A 23,854-nucleotide genomic window follows, 5' to 3' on the forward strand; every position below is an offset into this window, starting at 1 on the left:
ACGTGCCGATGGTATATCATAAGGATTCCGAACATTTACGCTGTCATTATTGTGAAGCCGTAAAAGAAGCGCCCGCTTTTTGTCCGGCATGCCGCAGTAAATACATCAAGTTTTTCGGGGCGGGCACGGAAAAAGCGGAAGCCCAGCTGCGGCAGACCTTTCCTTCGGCGCGCGTTATCCGGCTGGATCAGGACACTGCAATGCGGAAAAACAGCGGAGACGCCATAATAGAGAAGCCTTTCGCCGCCATGATTACGATATTCTCTTGGGGACACAGATGGTGGCTAAAGGCCATGACTTCCCCGAAGTTTCGGCCGTCGGCATATTGGCTGCCGACAGCCTGCTCAACATGCCGGCCTATTGGGCGGGAGAACGAACCTTTCAACTGCTTACGCAGGCGGCCGGACGGACCGGACGCGGCACCGCTCCCGGTAAAGTGGTAATGCAAACATACGCGCCGGATCATTATGTCATCAGACACAGCAAAAATCAGGATTACAAAGGATTTTACGAGGAAGAGATAACGTATCGCCGGGAATTGGCATATCCGCCTTTTGCGCAGCTCGTTAAAATCGTGCTTATCGACGAAGACGAAAACGCCCTTTGGGAAAAAGGGCGCCGCCTGTACGATGAGCTGCGCCGTTACAAGGATATCCGGCTTGATCCCGCCCCGGAAATAATCGGCCCGTATGTCGATATTATAAAAAAAATACGTAACAAATACAGAGCAGTCATTTTATTGCGCGGGCCGGATCTTACCAGTATTAAAGCATATATGCGGGACAATGCGGCTTTTTTTGAGCGAGGCGTCCTCATTGATGTAGACCCGGCTTTTTAGTCGGGTCTTTCCGTTGCCTGACTGGTATTACAAAAAAAAATGCGATATAATAATGAATACACTGAAAATGTGTGTTTATCCGGATTTACCCTGAGGAGATATACAGAATGGCGTCTTTACGCATAGTCAAAGCAGGAGCGCCTGTATTAAACGCTACGGCGAAACCTGTAAAAGCAATTACGAAACGCATTAAACACCTTCTCGACGATATGGCCGCAACCATGTATGCCGCAGAAGGAGTCGGCCTGGCCGCCCCGCAAATCAACGAATCGCTGCAGTTAATCGTCCTGGATGACGGCAACGGCTTAATTGAATTAATCAATCCCGAACTTCTCGAAATATCGGAAGAGATGGAATACGGACCGGAAGGCTGCCTGAGCGTGCCGGGGATTTACGGAGAGGTCCGCCGTCATACAAAAATAAAAGTACGTGCCCAAAACAGGCGGGGCGAAGCGGTTGAGTATGAGCCGGAAGGATTTTTAGCCCGTATCTTCCAGCATGAAATGGATCATCTGGCGGGACATTTATTTACCGAAAAAGCGGTAAATCTGCGAAAAGTGGATGAAGGACAATGAGAATACTGTTTATGGGCACGCCCGAGTTTGCTGTCCCTTCCCTGACGGCACTCGTCCAGGCCGGCCATGAGATCGTCGGCGTCGTTTCACAGCCGGACAAACAGCGCGGCCGGGGCAAGACCGTTTCCTTTCCGCCGGTAAAAGAAAAAGCGGCGGCACTGGGACTATCCGTCTTACAACCTCAAACGCTCCGTGACGAACGGGTACTTGCAGCGCTTCGTTCTCTTACCCCGGATGTCATCGTCGTCATCGCTTACGGAAAAATACTGCCTGCCGGACTGCTGACGCTTGCGCCGCACGGCTGCCTTAATGTTCATGCTTCACTGTTACCGAAATACCGCGGCGCCGCCCCGATTCAATATACCGTCATGAACGGCGAAACGGAAGCGGGGATATCCATAATGAAGCTGGATGAGGGCATGGATACGGGGGATATACTGGCTCAGGCCCGACTCCCGCTTGACGGGAAGGAAACGACGGGAACGCTTTTCAATACGCTCGCCGTTCTCGGGAAAGATACGCTGCTCGCCGTTCTTGACGACTTGGATACATATGAACGGCGGGCCGTAAAACAGGAGCCGGAAAAAGCGACGTATACAAAGAAAATCGATAAAAGCGCGGCATGTATCAATTGGCGGGACGGAGCGGTCACAATAGAAAGGTTGCTGCGCACGCTTGACCCGCAGCCGGGCGCCTATACTTTTTTTGACGGAAAACGCCTGAAAATCTGGTCGGCCGACGTAGTTCCCGGGAAAAATGCCCCTGCAGGCACGATCCTTGAGGTCACAAAGAAATTTTTCACTGTCCAGACGGGAAAAGACGCGCTTTGCATTAAAGAAGTGCAGCCGGAAAGCCGTAAACGGATGAGCTCGGCGCAGTTCCTGCAAAGCCACCGGCTGACGGCGGGTACGGTTCTGACGGAAGGCTGCGGCGTTGACCGGCGGCGGGAGAATGAAAATGAACGTTCGTGAGGCGGCTTTTCACAGTTTACTCGCAGTCTGCAAAGACGGCGGCTACAGTAATATTATCGTATCGAAAACCATACAAAAGCAAAATTTCGACGACCGGGACCGCAGATTTTATACGGAACTCGTATACGGTACCCTGCGGACCCTTAATTATTTGGATCACATTATCAGTACGGTCAGCACTCGCGACATAAAAAAGCTCGATCCGGTATGCCTGGCCATCCTGCGCTGCGGCTTATACCAGCTTTTCTTTATGGATAAAGTACCGCCGTCCGCCGCCTGTAATGAAGCGGTAAAAACGGCGCGTCGTTTCGGCAACGCCGGCATGGCTAAATTTGTGAACGCCCTTTTGCGTAACAGTCTGCGGAAAAAAGAAACATTCACTGTCCCGACGCCGACAGAGGATGCGATCCTGCATCTGTCCTTAACGTACCATCAGCCGGCCTGGCTGGTGCGCAAGTGGGTAAAGGACTTCGGCAGAGAAGAAACGACTGCATTATGCCGTTACTTCGACCGTGTGCCCGACTTATGCATCCGTACCAATACGACGCGTACGACACGGGAGGCGCTGATGACCCTTTTCACGCAAAAAGGGGTGCCCTGCCGTTGCGCGCTGCATGCACCGGAAGGGATTTATCTGGAGAAAAATCCCGGTATCCGTACGCTTACGGAAATTGCCGGCGGCCTGGGTATGATCCAGGACGAGCCTTCTCAGCTCGTCGCCCATGTTGTCGCCCCACAGGCCGGTGAAGTCATCTTTGACGTATGCGCCGCGCCGGGCGGAAAAACGACGCATCTCGCCGCCCTGGGCGGCCGCGGGTGTCTGGTTTACGGGTTTGACATATATGAACATAAATTGAAACTCATCAAAGAAAATGCCCGCATGCTGGGACTGGAAAATATCAGGACCGTTCTTCAGGATGCCGTTCTGCTCGGCCGTAAGTACGCGGCCAAAGCGGATCGCGTGCTCGTAGACGCGCCGTGTTCCGGTCTGGGCATCTTACGGCGCAAGCCGGACTTACGCTGGCGCAAACGCCCCGAGGACCTGAAAGCCCTGCCCCCGTTCCAGCGGCAGCTGCTTGAAAGCGCGGCGAAATGCGTTAAACCGGGAGGCATCCTGGTATACAGCACTTGTACCATAAACGAAGAGGAAAACGGCGCCGTTGTCGATTCTTTCCTCGCCGCTCACGCAGAGTTCAAAGCCGTACCCGTAGGAGACAGCCTGGGCTTTCGGCAGGATACTCCGTATCTGTGCATATTACCGCAGCGCGACGGCCTGGACGGATTTTTTATCGCAAAAATGCAGAAAGCCTGATATGAACGATATTTTCGCAATGAACCGCCCGGCTTTGCAAGACTTTCTCTTTTCTCAGGGAATGAAGAAATTCAGGGCCGATCAAATTTTACATTACATTTACAAGGAGCATGTATATGATTGGGACGATATGCTCCTTCTGCCCAAGAGCGACAGGACGCTTCTAAAAAAAGAGCTGCCTCTTTATGTTCCCGCCGTAGTCGCTAAACAAATTTCAGGCGACGGCAATACGGTAAAGCTTTTACTTGAACTTATCGACGGGCAGACCGTCGAGACGGTGCTTATGAAGCATGACTACGGTAATTCCGTCTGTCTTTCGTCACAGGTCGGCTGCGCCGTCAACTGCGCCTTCTGCGCCTCCGCGAAAAACGGGTTTATCCGAAATCTCACTGTCGGCGAAATGGTAAGCCAGCTTCTCGCGTTTCGGAAATATGTAACCGCTGATCTGCATTCAATCGTCCTTATGGGGACGGGGGAACCGCTGCTCAATTATGACAATGTGCTTGCCTTTATGCGGCTCATTCACGAAAAAGAAACGCTGTATCTGGGCTATAGGAACATGACTCTATCCACATCGGGCATCGTCCCGGCCATGGACAGATTCTCGTCCGAAGGGCTTCCCGTCAATCTGGCCGTATCGCTTCATGCACCGAATGACCGGATCAGACGGCGCATCATGCCCGTTGCCGGGACGTACGCGCTGAAAGATATTCTGGCAGCGGCGGATCGCTGTTTTAAGGCTACCGGACGAAGGGTTACGTTTGAATATATCCTCATCCGGGATGTCACCTGCACCCCGGACTGTGCGACACAGCTGGTCAGGCTTTTAGCCGGGAAAAATATCCTCGTCAAGGCGATCCCCGTTAATGATAATTACGATGTCGGCCTCCATCGCCCGGAAAAGAAACAAATAGACGATTTTTGCCGTTATGTAAAAAATCACGGCGTACATATCACGCTGCGCCGGGAAATGGGAAGCGGCATACAGGCCGTCCGAGCACAGCTCCGCAGCAAACGCCGGAAAGAACGTGTATAAGGTTGCAGCAATGCGCATGCAGGCAGCCGGAAGGAAGTGAAGTATTGGGTATATACGGTGAATCTCGGATCGGTCTGGTTCGAAGTGTAAATGAAGATTCTTTCTATATCAGTGAAAAGGCCGACATTATGGCCGTCGCGGACGGGATGGGCGGCTATGTGGGCGGCGAAATAGCCAGTCGGACAGCCGTTAAATCCGTAGCCTATTATTTTTCCAATTATACGTACGCTTCCGCCAGACAATTGGAAAAGGCCATCGCCTATGCCAACGACTGCATCCTCAGCAAAATTACCATAGATCCCGCCCTGCAGGGAATGGGGACGACGCTGACCGTTGTCACTGTCGTCGGCGACAAGGCGTATTGGGGCCATGTCGGCGACAGCCGTATTTATCTTTACAGCCGGGGCCAATTAAGACAGATCTCTACGGATCACACGGTTATTCACGACCTCATGGAAGGCCACCGTATTACGGCGGACGAAGCGCAGTCACATCCGCAAAAGCATGTCCTTACGCGTGCCGTCGGCGTCGATAAGGACATGCCTGTCGACAGCGGGACCGTTACGGTTACAAAAGGCGATTGTATCCTCCTGTGCTCGGACGGCCTGACCGGATGCCTTGACGAGCGGGAGATAGCGACGTATCTCAAACATGCCGCCGGCAAAGAACGGCAAACGGTAAAATCCTTATTTGCAAGAATTTATGATGAAGGCGCTCCGGATAATGCAACGGTCATTATCAAGACACTCTAGAGATTGCGTTCGGATAATTCGATTGGAATGAAAGTGGTGGAAATTCTGATATGATCGGTCATATATTGGATAACAGATATAAAATATTGGAAAAAGTCGGTTCCGGCGGTATGGCCAGTGTCTATAAAGCACAGGATATCCTTCTGGACCGCATCGTGGCCGTGAAAATATTACACGGCAAGTACGGGAAAGACAGGGATTTCGTCGTCCGGTTCCATCAGGAAGCCCAGGCGGCGGCAAAATTATCCCATCCCAATATAGTCAATATGTACGATGTCGGGTTCGACCAGGACGTACACTATTTAGTCATGGAATTTGTACGCGGCGAGACCCTCAAAGATTATATCGACAAACACGGCCATCTGCCGATAAACACGGCGATGCAGATTACCTTTGATATCGGCGACGCTCTGGAACATGCCCATGCCAACGGCATTGTCCACTGCGATATCAAGCCGCACAATATTCTCGTGACGGAGGCGGGAAAAGTCAAAGTGGCGGATTTCGGCATCGCCCGCGCAGTCAACGCCAACACGGATAATCTCAAGGACGACTCCGTGGTCGGTTCGGTTCACTATTTTTCTCCCGAACAGGCGGCGGGCGAACCGATAGATGAACGCACGGACATTTACTCTTTAGGGGTCGTCATGTACGAAATGATGACGGGTGTCGTCCCCTTTGAAGGAGATACCGCAATCGGGATAGCCTTACAGCATGTGCAGGACGACGTGGTGCGGCCGACAAAATACAATCGCCGGATCCCTCATCTTGTCGAACGGTGTATTTTAAAAGCCATGTCCAAAAATCCGGACGACCGTTTCCAGACCGTCAGTGAAATGATGTCCGAGCTCCGTCTCTCGCAAGGCTTCGTAAACAGCAATAAAGGGGCCCTGCCGATTATCAAGAATAACTTCAACACGCAGCAGCTGCAGACGGTCCGCAGGCCGCCGGCGGAAGAAGAGAAGAAAAAAAATCTCTTTATCCGGGCAGTCGACAACATCAGCAATCATTCAAAGAAAACCATTGTTTTCAGTATGATCGGGATTTTCCTTATCGCATTTCTGTGGGCCTTCTTTTCGTTCGGTAATTTCTGGAGTACCGAGAGTATAACCGTTCCCGACGTTACGGGAAAACAGGTGGAAATTGCCCGCTCCATGCTGGAAAAGAAACATCTTTCCGTTTCCGTAAAAGAAGTGGAGAGCGCCGATGTCCCCATTGGAGAGGTCATGGCCCAAACACCGGGCGGGGGGGCCGTCGTAAAAGCGAACAGGACCATTTATTTGACAGTAAGCAAAGGTAATGAAGGGGCGGAAGTCCTCATTCCCGATCTGCGCGGCCTGACCGTTTCGGAGGCGGACAGGAAACTGCGGGAAATTCATTTATCCGTAGGCAGTGTCACCTATGCCCCCAGTGATGAATATCCGGACGGCAAGATTATCGGCCAGACCCCCTCGTCTCCGGAAAAAGCGTCGAAAGGCGCTAAAATTGACGTAGTCGTCTGCAAAAACGACGGCAAAAAGGCCAAAGACGCTCCCAGCACTATCGGCATGACCCTGGATACGGCGATTCAAACGCTCCAAAACGCGGGCTATACCATCGGTACCATCAGCGGCATAGACGCAAATAAATCGAACAATCAGGCAAAGGTAACCTCTCAGACGCCGGGCAGCGGCAATACGGTCGACATGGGCATTGAATACGCGTCAGGCACCTCGCCGTCGGGCGGCGCCACCCACACGGGCAATGTAAGCATCAGTATCCCCGGAGGCGCATCGAACCAGCGCGTTCAAATTATCGTGGAAGACGATACCGGTTCAAAAACGGTGTACGACCGCATGCAGTCCGGCGGCGACAATATCAGTAAAAACGTGACGGGCACGGGGCGTACGCGAGTTAAAGTGTACATTAACAATGCCCTTGTACAGGAAGAGGAACTGTAAAATATGCCCAGAGGAAGAGTCATAAAAAACTATAACGGCTATTACTATGTGGATCCGGGGAGCGGCGGGGCCGTGGAATGCCGCCGTCGCGGCAAGATGAAAGAAAAAATCCTCGTCGGCGACATGGTCGAATTTACGGCAACGGGCGCGCAGAAGGGTGTGATTGAAAAAACGGAACCCCGTAAAAACTCGCTGCGCCGCCCGGCCGTAGCCAATATTGATGCCATGTTCATTGTCATGGCGGCCGCCGCGCCGGATCCGAGCAGGTTTCTGATCGATCAGATGCTGATGACTTGCGAATACGACGGCATACATCCGTCGCTTTGCTTTAATAAATGTGATCTTGATAAACCCCTGGCCGAAGAATACGCGGCCTTTTACAGGCGCTGCGGTTACGCCGCGTATCCGGTTTCCGCCTGCACGGGAGAAGGAATCGACAGCCTTAAGGCGCTCCTTGACGGCAAAGTTACGGCCTTCGCAGGGCCTTCGGGCGTCGGCAAATCAAGCCTGTTAATGCGCATTATCGGCAGAGAACTGGCCGTCGGCAAGGTCAGCGACAAGATCGGCCGCGGCCGTCATACAACGCGTCATTCTGAAATCATGAAGCTGCGGGAGCATACGTACGTCATCGATACGCCGGGGTTCAGCGCGCTTGATTTTACACACCTGAAAGAAAAAGAAATTACGTCGCTCATGCCCGATTTAGCAAAATACAGCGGTCATTGCCGCTTTTCTTCCTGTCTTCACCGTTCCGAGCCGGATTGTTCCGTCAAACAGGCGCTGGCGGCAGGCAAAATTTTACGGGAGCGTTACGATACCTATTGCAAAATAGAGGATTCTATTGCGGAAAGGAAATAAGTATTTATGATTCACATCGGTCCTTCACTTTTAGCGGCGGATTTTTCCCGCCTTGCAGAGGAAATCGGCGATATCGAAAAAGGCGGCGCCGATTTCCTCCATCTCGATTTGATGGACGGCCATTTTGTTCCCAATTTGACCTTCGGCGTATCTCTTGTGGCGGCGTTGCGCCGCCACACGGCCCTCGTTTTTGACGCCCATCTCATGGTCGAACATCCGGAAACCTACATTGACGCTCTGGCCGCCGCAGGCGTGCAGTACGTAACAGTTCACCAGGAGGCGTGCCCCCATTTGGACAGAGTATTGCAGCAGATCAGGGAAAAAGGGATGAAATGCGGCGCGGCCCTGAACCCCGCTACACCGGTAAGTACACTGGAATGCGTTGCCTCGTATTTGGACATGATTCTTATTATGAGTGTCAATCCCGGGTTCGGCGGCCAGCAATTCATCCCTTATACCGTCGCCAAGGTGGGAGACGCGGCGGAACTTCTGGAAAATGCGGGAAATACGGCGGCCGTAATCGAAGTGGACGGCGGCATTACGGCGGACACGATCGGTCATGTAACGGCCGCCGGGGCTACGTGGCTGGTTGCGGGCAGCGCGGTCTTCGGCAGGGCGGACAGGGCGGCCGCAATTGCCGCGTTAAAGGCATAGCGGCCTTGTTTTGCCGGTACGGCTATGATATAATTTACAGAGAATTTCCATATGTACTCATAGTCTTTGAGGCAAGGTGAGAAAGCACTGCTTTCAAGTCCTGACCGGCGGTGACAGTCCGCGAGCCCTGAGGGGCTGAACCGGTGTGAACCCGGTACCGACAGTAACAGTCTGGATGAAAAAGACATCCTTTTTTACGGCAATGCAACTAAAGGCTATTGGTTTATGTACCGATAGCCTTTTCACATGATCGAAAGAGGTGAAATCCGTTGGATGAAGCTGCATATATGGAAGAAGCCCTTGCGCTGGCACGGATGGGGCTGGGCTATACATCGCCGAACCCTTCGGTCGGGTGCGTTATCGTCAAGGACGGCGAAATTGTCGGCCGCGGCTACCATCACCGCGCGGGCACGCCTCACGCGGAAGTCTGGGCTCTGCGCGAAGCGGGGGAGCGCGCCGCAGGTTCCACGGTTTACGTAACCTTGGAACCGTGCGCTCATTACGGCAGAACGCCGCCATGTGCGCGGGCATTGGTCAAAGCGGGTGTCGCCAAGGTCGTCTGCGCAATGCTGGACCCCAATCCGCTGGTAGCCGGCAAGGGCGCCGCAATTTTACGCAATGCCGGCATCCCCGTCATCGTCGGCCTGCTGTCGGGGAAAGCGATCAAAATTAATGAAGTATTCATCAAGAACATGATTACGCAGCAACCCTTTATTGCCGTCAAGCTGGCGCAGAGCCTCGACGGCGTAACGGCGTCCCGGACAGGCAAATCGAAATGGATCACCAATGATTGGGCACGTAAGCGGGGCTATTATTTACGCTCTCTCTATGACGCCATCCTTGTCGGTATCAACACGGTTGAAGCGGATAACCCCTTGTTGACGAGCCGTACCGTTCGTGAAGGCCATGACGCGCCGCACCAACCGTTCCGCATCATTTTGGATTCTACGGGGCGTATTGACCTGCAGGCCTTGCTGGTAACGGACAAACAGGCCCGAACGATGGTCATTACGACAAAACATTGCCCCGTTGAAAAAAAGGAAGCCCTGGAGCGGGCCGGCGTGGAAGTGCTGGTCGCCCCTCTTCGTGATGACGACAGGGTGGATTTGCCGGCCATGGTACATACGCTGTATGAAAAGGGGATTCACAGCATCCTCGTCGAAGGCGGCAGTACCGTACAGGGAACCTTTTTCGACAGTAATCTTGTCGATAAAATATATGCCTTTATCGGGGCTAAAGTTATCGGCGGCGTTGATTCCAAGACCTCTGTCGGCGGCCTGGGCGCCGATGATTTGTCGGAAAGCGTCACCCTTGATTACGAAACGGCCGAAATCCACGATAACAACGTGTATATCGAGGCATACAACAGGAACAGGGAGGGCGCGTATGTTCACTGGAATCATTGAAGAACTGGGAACGATCGGCACAATGGACAGACGGCCCGATTCGATGCGCCTGACCGTGTTTGCCGATACGGTATTGGCCGGCACAAGGACGGGCGACAGCATAGCCGTAAACGGCGTATGCCTGACCGTGACGGCTATGACCGACGCTTCGTTTTGTGCCGACGTGATGCATGAAACGATACGCCGCTCCTCTTTCAAAGATATCCGCAGCGGCTCCAGGGTCAATCTTGAACGGGCCGTGCAAATGGGCGGACGTATGGGCGGCCATATCGTAAGCGGCCATATCGACGGCACGGGGACGATTTCCCGCATTGACAAAGACGGTATAGCTCAGGTGTATCATATCGGCGCGGCGCCGGAACTGCTTGAATATATCGTGGAGAAAGGCTCCGTCGCCATCGACGGCATCAGTCTTACCGTCGTCGCCGTCACGAACAGGGAGTTTTCCGTTTCCGTCATTCCCCATACACTGGGAAATACGACGCTTACGGAAAAACAGACGGGCACCTGTGTCAATTTGGAGACCGATATTGTCGGTAAATATGTAAAAAAATTTACAGGCCCCCATGAGGGAAAAAGCGGCTCCCTTTCATGGGATATGCTTTTGGAAAACGGGTTTTAATCATACTGTACGGATAGGAGTGTTTATTCATGGCACATATTAAAGAAGGTCAACTGCTCGGTGCGGGTCTCCGCGTAGGCATTGTGGTGGCGCGTTTCAACGAATTTATCGGCAGCCGTCTCCTCGGCGGCGCATACGACGCCCTGCACCGCCACGGTGTAAACGATGATGATATTACGACGGCATGGGTCCCCGGCGCTTTCGAAATCCCGCTGGCCGCGCAGAAGATGGCCCAATCGGGCGCATACGACGCCGTCATCTGCCTCGGCGCCGTTATCCGCGGCGCGACGAGCCATTATGATCTCGTCTGCAACGAAGTGGCCAAGGGCGTGGCCCAGATCTCCCTGCATACGGGAGTTCCCGTCCTCTTCGGCATCGTTACAACGGAAAATATCGAACAGGCCGTTGAACGGGCAGGTACGAAAGCCGGCAATAAAGGCTTTGATGTTGCCGCGGCCGCTATTGAAATGGCAAACTTATTAAAAGAAATGTAACCCCTGTCCCAAAATTCGGGAAGACTCCCTGTATCTGTACGGCGGGAGTCTTTCTTGCGTACACGACCGGATAAATATAACGGCATAGGAGGAACACTCATTCATGAGCATTCATATCGAGGCACAGGCCGGTGCGATAGCGGACAGGATTTTATTGCCCGGCGACCCTTTGCGGGCCAAATATATTGCAGAAAATTTTTTGGAAGACGCCGTCTGTTACAATACGGTGCGCAACATATTCGGATATACGGGGATGTACAGGGGTGAACGTATATCCGTGCAGGGAACGGGCATGGGTATACCGTCAATTTCCATCTACGCTACGGAACTGATGCGCGACTATGGCGTGCGCACCTTGATCCGCGTCGGTACATGCGGCGCCATGAACCGGGAGCTGGACATCGGCGACGTTCTCATCGCACAGGGTGCGACGACCGATTCCTCCCTTATCCGGAATATTTTCGGGGCTTCCATAAACTATGCGCCCCTCGGTGATTTCGGACTCTTATGCAAGGCGTATACCGCAGCCGGAGCGCGGCGTATTCCCGTAAAAGTCGGCAATATCATTTCTGTCGACCGGTTCTACGATGATGAAATCGATAACGATAAATTAAGAGAGTACGGCATCCTGGCCGTAGAAATGGAAACGGCCGCGCTGTATACGCTGGGCGCCAAATACGGGGCAAAATGCCTGGGTATTTTTACGGTCAGTGACCACTTGCTCACCGGCGCGAGGGCAAGCGCCGAAGCACGGCAGACCGGATTTAACGACATGGTGACCGTTGCATTGGAAACGGCAATACAATAAAAGCCCGGAGAAACGGTGCACGCCCCGCATGTACCGAAATATGCCGTCCCCCTTTCGGCAGGGGGGCTATACCTGAGCGGCAGAATTGACGGTTCTGCAAGGATTATAAGGACAGCCGGCCGCGAAGACCGGTCAACGGGCTGTTTCCCGGAAATGAGGATTGCATGGAATACAGAGACAGTATCGTTCATTATACGAGCGATGAAAATATCCGCCTTGCCGTCGCCGTAACCAGAGACTGCGTCGAAACGGCGCGGCAGCGGCATACGCTGGCCCCCGTGGCCTGTGCGGCCTTAGGCCGGACGATGACGGGCGCCCTGCTTCTGGCAGGCGATTATAAAAACCGCGAAGGCGTGACGATCCGCATCGACGGCAAAGGCCCTCTGGGCGTCATTCACGTCGACGCCTTCAACTCGAACCGGGTACGCGGGTATGTGGACCATCCCGTTATCGACCTGCCGTTGGCCTCTAACGGGAAATTGGACGTCCGCACGGCCGTAGGTACGGACGGGGAAGTGACGGTAACACGCTTTACGCCCGAAAAAACGACCTATACGAGCCGCTCGCCCGTCGTATCGGGGGAGATCGCGGAAGATCTGGCGTATTATCTGTATACGTCCGAACAGATACCGGCGACGATCAGCCTCGGCGTTCTCGTCGACCGCGATTATTCCGTCGCCGCGTCGGGAGGGTTCCTTGTACAGGCGCTGCCGGGCGCTGCGGACGACGATTTGGCAAAAATAGAAGAGAACATTAAAAAAATCGGCCCGATCACGGCTTATCTGACGAAACATACAAACGGAGAAGGACTGGCCGAAACCGTTATGGCCGGCTTTCACTGCAAAGAGATCTTCCGCCGGCCCCTGTACTGGCGCTGCACCTGTTCACTTGCACGCATAGAAAATGTGCTCCTTTCACTGCGGGAGGAAGACAAAAAAGATCTTCTGACGGATCCTCAGGTGGAAATGACCTGCCACTATTGCGGTACAAAATACGTAATCAGTCATGATGAACTGGAAGCCCTGTTTGCGGCAGGAAAAAAAACGGTCCGAAAACGATACTAAGGAGTGATCCCTGTGAGTCTGATTGCTATCATCGGCGGTACGGGCGTCTGCGACGTGAAAATGTTGAACAATGTACGGCAGGAACGTTTGCCCACTTTCTACGGCATGATCCATTATTTACGCGGTACATACGGCAGTAAGGAAATCATTTTCTTACCCCGTCACGGCAAGGCCCATTCCATCCCGCCTCACCTGATTAATTACAGAGCGAATATACTCGGCTTAAAAAAGCTCGGTGTCACGGCCGTTTTTTCGACAACTGCCGTCGGCACCATGACGAGAAAATATAAACCGGGTGATTTTGTCCTGCCCGATCAATTTATCGATTTCACTCATTCCCGGCATGAATCCTTCTTTGACGGCGGGGCCAACGGCGTAGTGCACGTCGATATGACGACGCCGTACTGCCCGAAAGTGCGCGAAGCCGTCTGCAAAGCCGCCGCCGCATTGAAGTATCCCGTTCATAACGGCGGCACGTATGCCTGCACGGAAGGGCCGCGTTTCGAAACGCCTGCGGAAATTAAGATGCTGAGCCGCCTCGGCGGCGACCTCGTCGGCATGACGACCGTACCGGAAGTATGCCTGGCCAAAGAAGCGGAACTTTGTTACGCTACCGTTTCGATGATTACCAACTACGCTGCCGGCGTTTCCGAACAGGTCCAAACACATGCGGAGGTCAACGAATGTATGGAAGATAATGCCAAGCGCATTCAAACCCTGTTAATGCGCGCCATTGAGTTATACGGGGACGACGATTGTCCTTGCCGCCACGTCTTGGCGGAGTACGGCGGGTTTAAAGCATAATGAAGACACTTGAATGGCGCCGTAACGAATTGATCATATTGGATCAGACGAAATTGCCGGCAGAAGAAACATACCGCCGCTGTACATCCTGGCAGGACGTAAAAGACGCAATTTCCGTCCTCGCCGTGAGAGGCGCTCCCGCAATCGGCGTGGCCGCCGCTTACGGCCTCGTTTTAGGGGCGTCGGAATTGCTGCGCCGCAAAATCACGGATACCGCCGTCTTCTCGGCCGGTCTGGCAACCGTTGCCGCAGCCCTTGACGCGGCGCGTCCTACGGCGGTAAACCTGCACTGGGCGTTAACACGCATGCTGAAGACGGCCGAAAAAGAACTGGCCGCGGGAAAGAGCAGCGCGGCAATTACGCTTGCTCTCGAAAGGGAAGCCGTAACGCTTCATGCGAAGGACATAGAGATCAACAGGTCCATATCCGCATACGGCGCAGCGGCGATTATCATGCAAAAGGGAGCAAAAAAACTGACCGTCCTCACTCACTGTAATGCCGGCGCCCTGGCAACGGCCGATATCGGGACGGCCCTGGGCGTTATTCGCGCCCTTCATAAACGCGGCCTCATTGAACGCGTTTATGCGGATGAAACGCGGCCGTTGCTGCAGGGCGCGCGCCTGACCGTAACGGAACTTAAAGCCGACGGGATTCCTGTAACCCTGATAACGGACAGCACGGCCGGCTGGGTAATGAAAACCGGAAGGGTGGACGCGGTTATCGTCGGCGCGGACAGGATTACGGCAAACGGGGATACGGCCAATAAAATCGGCACATACAGCGTTTCCGTCCTGGCCAAAGAACACAGGATACCCTTTTATGTAGCCGCCCCCCTATCCACCTTTGATCTGTCCATGACAAAAGGCGAAGAAATACCTATTGAAGAACGGCATCATGATGAAGTGCGAAGGCTGCGGGACGTACAGCTCGCGTTAGCCGACGCGGATGTCTTCAATCCCGCCTTCGACGTAACGCCGCATCAAAATATTGAAGCTATCTTTACGGAAAAAGGGACGATAGAAAAACCGTCCGAAACAACTGTTTCCGCATTTTTCAGAACATAGAAAGGAGCCCGTATGCTTTCCCTTATTCACGACATCGGCGCCGCTCCGGGCGGCCATAAAAAAATTTCCTGGGTCGACCGCTATATGCCGACCCTGAACGCTATCGGAAGAACCTTGAAAGAGGAACAGACGTTCAAGGGGAAAACCGTAGTCATAAGCGTTCATTTAGAGGCTAAAACGGCGTATCTGGCAATTGTCCTGCACCGTGCCGGCGCCGACGTCATCGTAACCGGCAGCAATCCGTTATCTACGCAGGACGATATAGCCGCAGCTCTCGTTGACGAAGGCCTCACGGTTTATGCGACCCACGGTTGTACGGAAGAGGAATATTTTATGTATTTACATAAGGCCCTCGATCACAAACCGCACATTATCATCGATGACGGCGGCGACCTGGTGCATCTCCTACACACGACGCGTACAGATGCGGCGGAACGGCTGCTCGGCGGAACGGAAGAAACGACGACAGGCGTTGTCAGGCTGCACGGCCTGGCTAAAGCGGGCGAGTTGAAGTTCCCCATGATAGCGGCCAACGATTCCTATTGCAAATATCTTTTCGATAACCGGTACGGTACGGGCCAGTCTACCTGGGTCGGCATTATGCGCACAACCAATCTGACCGTTGTCGGTAAAAAAGTGGTTATTGCCGGCTACGGCTGGTGCGGGCGCGGTTGCGCCATGCGCGCAAAAGGCTTGGGGGCCCATGTCATCGTAACGGAGGTGGATCCCATAAAGGCTATTGAAGCCGTCTTTGACGGCTTTGACGTCATGCCCATGGATAAAGCCGCCGAAATAGGCGACATATTTGTCACGCTCACCGGCAACAAGGATGTCATCAGAGGCGAACACATGGCGAAGATGAAAGACGGTGCGCTCCTTGCCAACGCGGGGCACTTCGACGTGGAAATCAATAAGGCCGAATTAAAGGCCCTGTCTGTGCGGCAGTTTGAAGCCCGGCATAATATTGAAGGATTCGAGCTTAAAAACGGCCATATTATCAATCTCATTGCCGAGGGCCGCCTGGTAAATCTGGCGGCCGCAGACGGCCATCCCGCGGAAATCATGGACCTGTCCTTTGCCGTTCAGGCACTGGCAGCCAAATATATTCTCGATAACGCAGGGACATTGGAAAACCGCGTCTACGTCCTGCCCCGTGAGACGGATATCTCCGTAGCGATGATAAAGCTGCAGTCCATGGGCTATGCCATAGACTCGCTCACCGAAGAACAGCGCGCCTATTTAAATCTGGATTGAAAAGGGGACATACCGTGTCGAAAAAACTGCTGAAGAATGTTGCGGTATACCGTAACCGCGTAATAGAAGAAGGCCGGAATATTGAAATCACGGACGATCGGATTACCGCATTCCCTACAGATATTGCCGACGTAACCGGTTACGCCGAAATCATAGACGGAAAAGGCATGCTGGCAACGCCGGGATTTGTAAACACGCATAATCACATCGCCATGACCGTCTTTCGCAGCTACGCCGATGATATGCGGCTCATGGATTGGCTGGAAAACAAAATCTGGCCTGCCGAAGCGAAATTGGACGGCAGAACCGTTTATGCGCAAACGCTGCTCGGCATTGCGGAAATGCTGCGCTGCGGTACGACGAGCTTTGCGGATATGTACTTTTTTATGGACAACGTGGCCGAAGCCGTCCGCGATTCGGGGATCCGTGCCTGCCTCAGCCGCGGCCTCACCGGTATTACGCCTAATGCGGCCGAAGCGCTGGCCGAAAACAGAGACTTCTTCATGGACTGGCATAACAGCTGCAACGGCCGTATTACGGTCATGTTCGGTCCGCATGCGCCGTACACGTGCCCTGAAGACTATTTGCGCAAAGTAGTCGAAACGGCACGGTCCGTCGGCGCGGAAATCCATATGCATCTTTGCGAGACAAAAGGGGAAGTCGAAAACATCCGCAGGCAGTACGGCAAATCCCCTATTGCATGGGCAAATGACGCGGGCGTGTTCGACTGTGGCTGCCTGGCCGCACATTGCGTCTGGGTCGATGAAGCCGACATAGATATCATGGCGGCAAAAAAGGTCCGCGTCGCCCATAATCCCGGCAGCAACTTAAAGCTCGCCAGCGGTATTGCGCCGCTCGGCAGAATGCTTGCCAAGGGCATTACCGTGTCCCTGGGCACGGACGGAGCTTCAAGCAACAATAATCTCGATATTTTAGAAGAAATGCATCTGGCCGCCCTTATACATAAAGCCGACACGCTGGATCCGACCGCAATCCCTGCGGAACGGGCGGTCCGCATGCTTACCGAAGACGGGGCCAGAGCGCTCGGCTACACGGATATCGGCAAGCTCAAAGAAGGTTATAAAGCGGATATTACGCTTATCGACCGTTCGGGGCTTCACTGGTACCCGCGCAACGACACCTTGTCCCTGCTGGCGTACGCGGCTAACAGCATGGACGTAGATACGGTTTTAGTGGACGGGAACATCCTGATGAAACACAAAGAATTCGTAACCCTGGATATTGAACGCATCAAAGCGGACGCGGAATACACAAAAAACAGGCTGTTTTCACAACTGTAAGCGAACGGGCATCTTCATGAACATATCATGGAGGTGCCCGTTTTTTAATATTCCTGTAAATCGATTTTCCGCCTCGTCGCTTCAGGATAAATAGACGCCGTTTTATGACAAAACATGGACTGTATATATAAATATATGTTATAATTTAAATAACTAAAATATATTGTACTTATATATCATGTAATGAAGTCGGAATTCACGGGGTAAATCTGTATGATACGCATAGCCATATGTGATGATGACACAAAGCAGCTTCATGATATAAAGTCGATGTGTGAACGTTGCTTGCGAAATCACACGGAAGAAATCCGCTATACGCTCTATGACAGTTCTTTTCTTCTCAGCGAAGAGCTTGAACGGGGAAGAGTATTTGACATTTTCTTGTTGGATATTTATATGCCCGGCATATCGGGCCTGGATATCGCTGCGGAAATACGCCGTAAAAAACTTCACGGCGAGATCATTTTTCTTACCTCAAGCGATGAATTCGCTATTGAAGCCTTTTCTTTGCAGACGATTCATTATCTTATAAAACCGATAAAAGAAAAAGAACTGGACATCGCCCTTGGACGCGCCTTTGAAAAGATAAAGACGGACCGCGAAACGAGGATCGTTTTTAAGACCTCGGGCGGCGGCTTGCAAATCGAAGATATTGACAATATCTCCTTTATAGAGAGCCGGGGCCATATATTGACGGTCTATTTAAAAGACGGTTCCTTCATTACGACAAGACGGACGCTTGCAGGGCTGCAAAAGATGCTGGATGAAATAATGCCGCATCAATTTATATCCCCCGGAAAAGGATATATTGTCAATCAAAAAGCCATCCATATCATCAAGCCGGGGCACATCGAAATAAAAGGGCATATTATTCCCATTGCCCAGCGGAAATTCAGAAAACTTCAGGAAAACTATTTTAATTTTATGCTGCAAAAGGGTATCGGCGGCAGGCAGGTATAGCGTGCCCCGGTACGGAAAGGTCGAATACGGATGAATACACTCTGTCTTCATATACATCGGAACTTTTATCGAGGTTGTTCCAAGTTGATTGAACGGTTTGTGTTCGGGCATATGAACCGTATATCAACTTGTTGTCAACATTATTTCAAATGATGGATTATCCGGCAAAGAGGGTTCCGAATCGATTGTATTCGGAACCCTTTTTGTATGGACAGGGTAACAGGCAAAGGAGGAGGTCGTATGGATTTCAAAAAATTAATTTACACGGTGGAAGACGGCATTGCGATCATTACCATGGATTACATGAAAAATCTCAATGCCATTGACGAACAAATGGCGGATGAGCTGTTGCTGGCTTTCCGGGCGGCCGAAAAAGACGAGGCCGTAAAAGTCGTCATTTTGAAAGGGCAGGAAAAGGCGTTCTCTGCCGGCGGGGATATCGGTTATTTCTATGATCTCATCAAACGCGGCGGCGAGGTGAATATGGACGGCCTCATCAGTAAAGTAGGGACGTTGGCCGATTTTATGAAAAAAATGAGTAAAATTGTCATCACCTCCGTTTGCGGCGCCTCGGCCGGCGCGGGCGTCAGCCTGGCGATAGGCGGTGATTTCATGATTTGCGCCGATAACGCGAAATTTATCCTGGCTTTTGTCAATATCGGTCTCGTGCCCGATACGGGAGCGACATATTTACTGGCCAAGACGATCGGCACGGCGCGGACCGTGCAGCTGGCGGCAACCGGCCGTCCGCTGAGCGCCGCGGAAGCTAAGGAATGGGGCCTGGCCTATGAAGTCGTCAGCCCGGAAGAACTGTCCGGCGCAACGATGAAATTAGCCGCAAAAATAGCTTCAGGCCCGCTCATATCGTACAAAAACATTAAAAAACAACTGTATGCCGCCGTTTACAGCGATTACAAACAATGGCTCGACACCGTAGAAGTTCCGACGCAGCGTGAATGCTCCGCGTCGTTGGATTTCCAGGAAGGCTGTAAAGCGTTCATGGAAAAAAGAAAGGCTGAATTTAAAGGAAAATAGAGGTAAAGGAGGAACTATCCATGCTGAATAAAACGGTTTCCAAAGACCGTGCCTTAGAACACATCCGCAGCGGCCAGACCATTATGTTCGGTGATTGGCATGGCGAGTTTGCCGCCGATGAACTGATCGACGCCATGCTTGCCAGGGGGATTACGGACATTGCTGCCATCGCCGTATCGGCCGGCATGCCCGACCAGGGATTAGGCAAGCTCATTGCGGCGAAGCGCGTAAAAAGCCTGGTTACAACGCATATAGGCTTAAACCCCGTCGCCAAAGATCAGATGCTGAGCGGCGAATTGGCGGTGGAATTCGTGCCGCAGGGGACATGGGCCGAGCGGGTGCGCTGCGGCGGCTCCGGAATCGGCGGATTCCTTACACCGACCGGACTGGGTACGGAGGTGGAAAAAGGCAAAGAAAAAATTACCGTAGGCGGCAAAGCATATCTCCTAGAATTGCCCTTACACGGAGACGTCGCCCTGATCAAGGCCACTAAGGCGGATAAAGCGGGGAATATCTCGTTTCGCATGAATTCACGGGCAACGAACAGTACACTCGCCCTGGCCGCGGATTACGTCATTGCCGAAGTGGAAGAGCTTGTCGAAATCGGTGAATTAGGTCCTGAAGAAATAGATGTTCCCGCACCGATTATTGACATGGTCTACGTGCGAACCGGCGAAAAGCGCCCGTTATGCCCCATGTGGAAACGGCTCAAAGCAAAAGCCGAAAAGAAAGGAGGCCCTTCATAATGACTACATTAAGCGGCCGGGAACTCATTGCGGCCAGGTGTGCAAAATTTTTTAAAGACGGCGATTTCGTCAATTTAGGGATCGGCCTGCCTCTGATGTGCGTAAACTATCTACCTGAAGGCGTCGACCTGTGGCTTGAGGCGGAAATCGGCACCGTCGGCAGCGGCGCGACCCCGCCGTGGGATGAAGTGGACGTCGATATCATTGACGCCGGCGGGCAGCCGGCTTCCATTATTCCCGGCGGCAGCGTCTACGATCATGAAACGTCCTTCGCCTTCATCAGAGGCGGCCATATCGATGCCGCCATATTGGGGACCTTCCAGGTTGATCAGGAAGGAAATATAGCCAACTGGATCGTTCCGGGCAAGTTCGTTCCCGGTATGGGCGGAGCGATGGACCTGTGCGCAGGCGTGAAAAAAATTATTGTAGCCACGGAACATTGTGAAAAAAACGGGGCCCCTAAAATCCTCAAAAAATGCACCCTGCCTTTAACGGGAACGCGGTGTGTAACGGATATCGTCACGGAGCGCTGTTATTTGGAAGTCACGCCCGACGGGCTGGTTTTGCGTGAACTCGCTCCCGACTACGATACGGACGATATTATACATGCCACAGAAGCAACCGTTATCATTCCCGATCACGTCGGCACCATGATATAGAGTTCTGAAAAACGGGCTGTAAGCAGCATGCGGTTTTTACCTCATGCTGCTTACAGTCTTTTTATATGCAAAAAGCCTTCCCCCCTGCGGTTATGCCGGGGAACCCCCGGCTCCTTTCTTATTCACGGCATTCTTAATACGGGGCCCGTATTCGGGCGTCTTTCGGACCGGGAACAGTCTCCTGTACCGGACGGGTTGTTCAAAAAATTTTGTTTTAATATTACAAATGATTGAACGTACTGTATACCGGCCGTAACTGTGCGGCGCTTTAAATATTATATTTAAAAGTTTTTTTGACGGTTTGTGTCAAAAAAGCGTCGTTTCATGCTATAAACACAATCGCTTTATGCGTTATATAGTACATTGAATATAAATATATGTAAAAAAAAATAGATGTACATATTATACATCGTACTATGACGGACCGGTACAGAAAGGAAACCGTATATGATACGCATAGCCATATGTGATGACGACAGATATCAGTTGGTTGAGATCAAAAACTTGGCTGAGCGCTGTCTGGCAGATCGGGCCGAGCAGATTGACTATATATTATATGACAATTCCTTCCTTTTTATGGGCGACGTGGAGCGGAATAAGCATATCGACATTCTTCTCCTGGACATATATATGCCCGGTATATCGGGCCTGGACATCGCTTCCGAGATCAGAAAACGTGAAATGCGGACGGAAATTATCTTTTTGACCTCAAGCGACAATTTTGCAATCGAAGCATTTTCACTGCAAGCGTCCCATTATCTTCTCAAGCCGGTTGATAACGGCCGGCTTCACATGGCGCTGGAACGCGCTCTGAAAAATTTAGGCAAAAAAGAAAGCAAGCAGATTGTTTTTAAAACCGTAGGCGGCGGTCTCCAGGTCGAAGCCATTGACCGCATCGCTTTTATTGAAAGCCGCGGCCATACACTGATGGTCCACCTTAAAGGCCGTTCCATCATTGCCGTCCGGCATACCCTGACAGGACTCCTGCACGTGTTGAATGCAAAATCACCGGGCCAATTTATCGCTCCCGGCAAAGGGTATATCGTCAACCAGAAGGCCATCCACATTATCAAACGCGATCATCTGGAAGTAATGGGCCATATCATCCCCGTTGCCCAACGGAAATACCGAAAAATACAGGAAACCTATTTCAAATTTATGTTTAACAGGGAATTAAGCAGCCGGTAAGCATACGGTACGTACGTACGAGTATGCAGGTTATATATCACTGAAAGAGACATCCGTAAATCCCTATGAAAGGAGGTATCGGCCGCAGGCCGTATGATATTACCGGAAGGAAGCAGGGTAAGCTAAAAATTTTTATGGATACAGAAGGAAGGAAGTGCTGGTTTTATGAATAAAATTTACAAGGTCGTATGGAGTAAGCTCAAGTCCTGCTATGTCGTGACGTCGGAATTTGGCAAAAGCCGGACGAAATCGTCCGGTTCCGGCAAAAGGGCAGGAAAGGCCTTCGTTTCTGCCGTCGCCCTGACCGCGTTCCTGAGCTGCACCGGCCTCGCCGGCGCCGTTTCTAACCAAACGGTTGATTCAGACGGCAAATTGCCGAGCGGTACAAATGTTGTAGTAGGAGAAGCTTCCGATTTACTGACGAAAACCGATGCCAATACAACCTACTTGTCCAAGGCCGATGCTAATGCAACCTACTTGTCCAAGGCCGATGCCAATACAAATTACTTGTCCAAGGCCGATGCTAATGCAACCTACTTGTCCAAGGCCGATGCCAATACAAATTATGCCACGAAAGCAGAGCTGTTAAAGGAAGAAACGGATCGCAAGGATGCCGATACGGCATTGGAAGGAAAAATCGGCAAAGTGGAAGACAAAACGACCAATATCAGCTATAATGCGGGCGGCGGTACGAATGTGGACGGCGTCAACATTAAAAACGGCGATATGTCGGGAGTGAAAAAGATCAACGATATTACCGTGAACAACAATGCGCTTAGCAATATATCGACACTGGAAACGACAGGCGATGTTAAAGTAGGCGGTGATCTTACCGTCAAAGGAAAATTCATGCCCGATGAAGTTCTCATAAAAGACGATCATAATAACCTGACCGATATCAAAGCGGGCAGCATAGAGAGCAAAAACGCGAACTTCACGGGAGATATCCACAACAATACAATCGAAGGCAGTAAGCTCAACTTCGATACGAACGGCTTCGGCGTATCGGCTGTCGGACTGGGCGTCACCGGCGGCAACGGCGCGGAAATGAAGCTGCAGAAGGATAAAATCTCACAGGAAGTGCTGGACGCTGCCGGAAATTCCAACAGCGAAGTCAACACGTCCACAAAATCGACGCATATCGTCACAAACGGCACAGAGAAAACGACGGTGGAACAAACCGCAGCGGATATCAACCTGACAGCCGAAGACGGGAATATCAACAATAAGGCGAAGAATATCACGAATACGACGACCGAGGATATGACCAATACGATCGGCAAAGATCTGACGACTAACGTAGGCGGCGACCAGTCCACCAACGTGACGGGCAGTCAGTCCAATACCGTAGGCGGCCATCAATCCAACACGGTAATCGGCAATCTGACCGAAAGTGTTGCGGGCGACGTCACGGAAGACTACAAAAAAGATCAAACGACTACCGTAGGCGGCAATCAGACCAATACCGTCGGCGGTAAACTGACCGAAACCGTTACGGGTGATGTCGAGGAAA

General features: G+C 52.1%; 24 protein-coding genes and 1 riboswitch. All 24 genes read left to right on the forward strand.

The window, feature by feature from the left end; all coding sequences use genetic code 11:
* The first annotated feature begins 100 nt into the window (after positions 1-100).
* Positions 101-838: a helicase-related protein gene (locus tag HMPREF0080_RS10635; protein ID WP_245527213.1), complete on the forward strand. Its 738-nt coding sequence runs from the start codon at positions 101-103 to the stop codon at positions 836-838.
* Positions 839-945: 107 nt separating this feature from the next.
* Positions 946-1,413, forward strand: a complete 468-nt coding sequence (def, locus tag HMPREF0080_RS03130) for a peptide deformylase (RefSeq protein ID WP_006789749.1) — start codon at positions 946-948, stop codon at positions 1,411-1,413.
* A complete protein-coding gene (gene fmt / locus HMPREF0080_RS03135; protein ID WP_006789750.1) occupies positions 1,410-2,384 on the forward strand; it encodes a methionyl-tRNA formyltransferase in 975 nt (324 codons plus the stop codon). Before def ends, fmt begins: the two co-directional genes overlap by 4 nt.
* Positions 2,365-3,696 (forward strand): 16S rRNA (cytosine(967)-C(5))-methyltransferase RsmB, encoded by a 1,332-nt coding sequence (gene rsmB / locus HMPREF0080_RS03140; protein ID WP_006789751.1) that lies wholly within the window; start codon positions 2,365-2,367, stop codon positions 3,694-3,696. The genes fmt and rsmB overlap by 20 nt, the downstream gene beginning before the upstream one ends.
* A 1-nt stretch (position 3,697) precedes the next feature.
* On the forward strand, positions 3,698-4,732 hold the full coding sequence (rlmN, locus tag HMPREF0080_RS03145) for a dual-specificity RNA methyltransferase RlmN (RefSeq protein ID WP_006789752.1): 1,035 nt from the start codon (positions 3,698-3,700) through the stop codon (positions 4,730-4,732).
* 44 nt (positions 4,733-4,776) lie between these two features.
* Positions 4,777-5,484, forward strand: a complete 708-nt coding sequence (locus HMPREF0080_RS03150) for a Stp1/IreP family PP2C-type Ser/Thr phosphatase (RefSeq protein ID WP_006789753.1) — start codon at positions 4,777-4,779, stop codon at positions 5,482-5,484.
* A 50-nt stretch (positions 5,485-5,534) separates the two neighbouring features.
* Positions 5,535-7,424 (forward strand): Stk1 family PASTA domain-containing Ser/Thr kinase, encoded by a 1,890-nt coding sequence (gene pknB, locus HMPREF0080_RS03155; RefSeq protein WP_006789754.1) that lies wholly within the window; start codon positions 5,535-5,537, stop codon positions 7,422-7,424.
* A 3-nt stretch (positions 7,425-7,427) separates the two neighbouring features.
* The gene (gene rsgA, locus HMPREF0080_RS03160; protein ID WP_006789755.1) at positions 7,428-8,282 is read left to right on the forward strand and encodes a ribosome small subunit-dependent GTPase A; all 855 of its coding nucleotides are present in this window, start codon (positions 7,428-7,430) and stop codon (positions 8,280-8,282) included.
* A gap of 6 nt (positions 8,283-8,288) precedes the next feature.
* Complete coding sequence (gene rpe / locus HMPREF0080_RS03165) at positions 8,289-8,936, forward strand: ribulose-phosphate 3-epimerase (protein ID WP_006789756.1); 648 nt, start codon at positions 8,289-8,291, stop codon at positions 8,934-8,936.
* Positions 8,937-8,994: 58 nt separating this feature from the next.
* Positions 8,995-9,126: riboswitch (FMN riboswitch) on the forward strand.
* Between the two features lie 79 nt (positions 9,127-9,205).
* Positions 9,206-10,342, forward strand: coding sequence for a bifunctional diaminohydroxyphosphoribosylaminopyrimidine deaminase/5-amino-6-(5-phosphoribosylamino)uracil reductase RibD (gene ribD / locus HMPREF0080_RS03170; RefSeq protein WP_040347026.1), 1,137 nt, complete (start codon positions 9,206-9,208; stop codon positions 10,340-10,342).
* Complete coding sequence (locus HMPREF0080_RS03175; protein WP_006789758.1) at positions 10,323-10,964, forward strand: riboflavin synthase; 642 nt, start codon at positions 10,323-10,325, stop codon at positions 10,962-10,964. The genes ribD and HMPREF0080_RS03175 overlap by 20 nt, the downstream gene beginning before the upstream one ends.
* Before the next feature lie 29 nt (positions 10,965-10,993).
* Positions 10,994-11,458 carry a 6,7-dimethyl-8-ribityllumazine synthase gene (gene ribH, locus HMPREF0080_RS03180; protein WP_006789759.1) on the forward strand — a complete coding sequence of 155 codons (465 nt, stop codon included), beginning with the start codon at positions 10,994-10,996 and terminating at the stop codon, positions 11,456-11,458.
* A gap of 103 nt (positions 11,459-11,561) precedes the next feature.
* A complete protein-coding gene (gene deoD, locus HMPREF0080_RS03185) occupies positions 11,562-12,266 on the forward strand; it encodes a purine-nucleoside phosphorylase (RefSeq protein ID WP_006789760.1) in 705 nt (234 codons plus the stop codon).
* A 164-nt stretch (positions 12,267-12,430) separates the two neighbouring features.
* Complete coding sequence (gene hslO / locus HMPREF0080_RS03190) at positions 12,431-13,330, forward strand: Hsp33 family molecular chaperone HslO (RefSeq protein WP_006789761.1); 900 nt, start codon at positions 12,431-12,433, stop codon at positions 13,328-13,330.
* A 12-nt stretch (positions 13,331-13,342) separates the two neighbouring features.
* A complete protein-coding gene (mtnP, locus tag HMPREF0080_RS03195; RefSeq protein WP_040347029.1) occupies positions 13,343-14,134 on the forward strand; it encodes an S-methyl-5'-thioadenosine phosphorylase in 792 nt (263 codons plus the stop codon).
* Positions 14,134-15,198 (forward strand): S-methyl-5-thioribose-1-phosphate isomerase, encoded by a 1,065-nt coding sequence (gene mtnA, locus HMPREF0080_RS03200; RefSeq protein ID WP_006789763.1) that lies wholly within the window; start codon positions 14,134-14,136, stop codon positions 15,196-15,198. Before mtnP ends, mtnA begins: the two co-directional genes overlap by 1 nt.
* Positions 15,199-15,210: 12 nt before the next feature.
* Complete coding sequence (locus HMPREF0080_RS03205) at positions 15,211-16,452, forward strand: adenosylhomocysteinase (protein WP_006789764.1); 1,242 nt, start codon at positions 15,211-15,213, stop codon at positions 16,450-16,452.
* Between the two features lie 14 nt (positions 16,453-16,466).
* Positions 16,467-17,753, forward strand: coding sequence for an amidohydrolase (locus HMPREF0080_RS03210; RefSeq protein ID WP_040347032.1), 1,287 nt, complete (start codon positions 16,467-16,469; stop codon positions 17,751-17,753).
* 213 nt (positions 17,754-17,966) lie between these two features.
* Positions 17,967-18,713, forward strand: coding sequence for a LytR/AlgR family response regulator transcription factor (locus HMPREF0080_RS03215; protein ID WP_006789766.1), 747 nt, complete (start codon positions 17,967-17,969; stop codon positions 18,711-18,713).
* A gap of 240 nt (positions 18,714-18,953) precedes the next feature.
* Positions 18,954-19,748, forward strand: coding sequence for an enoyl-CoA hydratase/isomerase family protein (locus tag HMPREF0080_RS03220; RefSeq protein WP_040347035.1), 795 nt, complete (start codon positions 18,954-18,956; stop codon positions 19,746-19,748).
* Between the two features lie 20 nt (positions 19,749-19,768).
* Positions 19,769-20,494 carry a CoA transferase subunit A gene (locus HMPREF0080_RS03225; RefSeq protein WP_006789769.1) on the forward strand — a complete coding sequence of 242 codons (726 nt, stop codon included), beginning with the start codon at positions 19,769-19,771 and terminating at the stop codon, positions 20,492-20,494.
* Positions 20,494-21,153 (forward strand): 3-oxoacid CoA-transferase subunit B, encoded by a 660-nt coding sequence (locus HMPREF0080_RS03230; RefSeq protein WP_006789770.1) that lies wholly within the window; start codon positions 20,494-20,496, stop codon positions 21,151-21,153. Before HMPREF0080_RS03225 ends, HMPREF0080_RS03230 begins: the two co-directional genes overlap by 1 nt.
* 447 nt (positions 21,154-21,600) lie before the next feature.
* A complete protein-coding gene (locus HMPREF0080_RS03240; protein WP_006789772.1) occupies positions 21,601-22,341 on the forward strand; it encodes a LytR/AlgR family response regulator transcription factor in 741 nt (246 codons plus the stop codon).
* A 165-nt stretch (positions 22,342-22,506) separates the two neighbouring features.
* The coding region (locus HMPREF0080_RS03245) for an ESPR domain-containing protein (protein ID WP_006789773.1) at positions 22,507-23,854 on the forward strand (1,348 nt) is incomplete at its 3' end.

Origin of the sequence: Megasphaera geminata F0357, from assembly GCF_000239275.1 — a bacterium.
GTDB lineage: Bacteria > Bacillota > Negativicutes > Veillonellales > Megasphaeraceae > Megasphaera > Megasphaera geminata.

What these genes read in the sequence shown, in the direction of transcription:
- def (WP_006789749.1), top strand. Translation starts at nt 946, where the DNA reads ATGGCGTCTTTACGCATAGTCAAAGCAGGAGCGCCTGTATTAAACGCT.
- fmt (WP_006789750.1), top strand. Translation starts at nt 1,410, where the DNA reads ATGAGAATACTGTTTATGGGCACGCCCGAGTTTGCTGTCCCTTCCCTG.
- rsmB (WP_006789751.1), top strand. Translation starts at nt 2,365, where the DNA reads ATGAAAATGAACGTTCGTGAGGCGGCTTTTCACAGTTTACTCGCAGTC.
- rlmN (WP_006789752.1), top strand. Translation starts at nt 3,698, where the DNA reads ATGAACGATATTTTCGCAATGAACCGCCCGGCTTTGCAAGACTTTCTC.
- pknB (WP_006789754.1), top strand. Translation starts at nt 5,535, where the DNA reads ATGATCGGTCATATATTGGATAACAGATATAAAATATTGGAAAAAGTC.
- rsgA (WP_006789755.1), top strand. Translation starts at nt 7,428, where the DNA reads ATGCCCAGAGGAAGAGTCATAAAAAACTATAACGGCTATTACTATGTG.
- rpe (WP_006789756.1), top strand. Translation starts at nt 8,289, where the DNA reads ATGATTCACATCGGTCCTTCACTTTTAGCGGCGGATTTTTCCCGCCTT.
- HMPREF0080_RS03175 (WP_006789758.1), top strand. Translation starts at nt 10,323, where the DNA reads ATGTTCACTGGAATCATTGAAGAACTGGGAACGATCGGCACAATGGAC.
- ribH (WP_006789759.1), top strand. Translation starts at nt 10,994, where the DNA reads ATGGCACATATTAAAGAAGGTCAACTGCTCGGTGCGGGTCTCCGCGTA.
- deoD (WP_006789760.1), top strand. Translation starts at nt 11,562, where the DNA reads ATGAGCATTCATATCGAGGCACAGGCCGGTGCGATAGCGGACAGGATT.
- hslO (WP_006789761.1), top strand. Translation starts at nt 12,431, where the DNA reads ATGGAATACAGAGACAGTATCGTTCATTATACGAGCGATGAAAATATC.
- mtnA (WP_006789763.1), top strand. Translation starts at nt 14,134, where the DNA reads ATGAAGACACTTGAATGGCGCCGTAACGAATTGATCATATTGGATCAG.
- HMPREF0080_RS03205 (WP_006789764.1), top strand. Translation starts at nt 15,211, where the DNA reads ATGCTTTCCCTTATTCACGACATCGGCGCCGCTCCGGGCGGCCATAAA.
- HMPREF0080_RS03215 (WP_006789766.1), top strand. Translation starts at nt 17,967, where the DNA reads ATGATACGCATAGCCATATGTGATGATGACACAAAGCAGCTTCATGAT.
- HMPREF0080_RS03220 (WP_040347035.1), top strand. Translation starts at nt 18,954, where the DNA reads ATGGATTTCAAAAAATTAATTTACACGGTGGAAGACGGCATTGCGATC.
- HMPREF0080_RS03225 (WP_006789769.1), top strand. Translation starts at nt 19,769, where the DNA reads ATGCTGAATAAAACGGTTTCCAAAGACCGTGCCTTAGAACACATCCGC.
- HMPREF0080_RS03230 (WP_006789770.1), top strand. Translation starts at nt 20,494, where the DNA reads ATGACTACATTAAGCGGCCGGGAACTCATTGCGGCCAGGTGTGCAAAA.
- HMPREF0080_RS03240 (WP_006789772.1), top strand. Translation starts at nt 21,601, where the DNA reads ATGATACGCATAGCCATATGTGATGACGACAGATATCAGTTGGTTGAG.